Source organism: Endozoicomonas sp. SESOKO3 (assembly GCF_024606255.1).
The window spans coordinates 1-1360 of the sequence record NZ_JAHHPR010000451.1 but is presented as its reverse complement, the minus strand read 5'-3'; the positions used below and the strand labels follow the sequence as shown (position 1 = coordinate 1360).

The 1360-nt window shown below is 54.1% G+C and carries 1 protein-coding gene; it reads right to left on the bottom strand.

Annotated elements, in window-relative coordinates; genetic code table 11:
* On the bottom strand, positions 1 to 1360 hold a 1360-nt coding region (locus KDK18_RS07765), incomplete at both ends, for an AAA family ATPase (protein ID WP_257254332.1).

Below are 1360 nucleotides of genomic sequence, written 5' to 3'. Positions count from 1 at the left end.
TCTTTTCACACAATTTGTCCCAGGAACAATCACAGGCATTCAGGGGAAAGACCTCTGGTGTCGATTCTCCCCGTTCTTCAGCCTGCCGTTTGACAGTTTCAACCACCAGATTCAGCGTGGCATCTTTACCACGCCCGGCGGGGCCTTCAATCAGTGTCGCCTGACGACCGCCGTGTTTCCTGTTGAGATGATAAGCCTGCTGACAACGGCTTAAATCCTGTCCAAGCCGTTGCACCAGCTCAATGACTGCCGATCCGGAGGTATCAAAGTCAGGTCGGGTTTGTTGGGTGAATGTTTTGAAGGCCTGCTGAATATCTTGCAGCGTCCGGGTATGAACTTTGTCGCTCAGGGTGTTGTTCGGTTCGTAACGGGCAGCAAACCAGATTTCCAGCGCTGACAGGGCATCCTGATGAGTGTCGCTGATTTCGGCACCCAGTACATCCCGAAAACTTTGCCGGATCAAACCGTTTATTTGCCCGGGGGTAACACCGTCACCCGCCGACAGCCCTCGATCCAGATACCAGCCCACCCAACTGCAGATATCTGTTAAATCCCTGGGGGTAAACTCATGCTCTGGCAACAGCTCCTGATAATATTGCCAGAGTGCCATCACACACTCGGTGGCATTGTGTGCAATGTCGTTTATTTGCGGCTCTGGCAAATGCCGTTGTAACTGCCTGACCAGAGCTGGTTCTACCACTCTGTCCCGAAGGAATGCCCGGTCCAGGCGCGGGTAGTAAGCCCTCGGCAGTTTTTCTTTCAGGGCCGGGTCGAGCTGGCGCCCGGCGTAATGATCCGGGTTGCCGGTGAGAATGACCCGGTGTTTTGGGCCAACCTTGACAGGATGACCATTCACGTAAATGCAGGGTTGCGGCTCCCATAAGCCGTTAAGTGACGCCAGCAATCCGGTTTTGGCGAGGTTGGCCTCATCCAGAACCAGGGTGACATAGTGTCCGTCATTGTCAGAAGGGGTATTGGCCCATTCCATCAATGCCCGGTTTTGCTGCGCCATAGAGCGGTCGCCATCGGCGTGTTCTTGCCACTGCCAGCGTTTCATCAGAGTCTGTTCGCTGTCAGAAGGCCCAAGGGAGAGCACCGAAGCCTGTCCTGAAGTCTTTGCCATTCTGGCGGAAAAGTAACTTTTTCCAGTGCCGGTTTCCCCCTGCAGGAATATAACAGGAGAGTCTGTAAGCCGCTCATGGAGTCGGGATAATCGACGGCTTTCACGATCCTTCTGATTCGTCTGGCCGTGAAAAAGATCCCGGGCCAGTGCTGCCAGGGGTTTATCAGCGGAACCCGTCCATTCCAGTGATTCAGACAGTCGATGTTCTATACGTTCAATGCCTTCTGCCTCAGAATG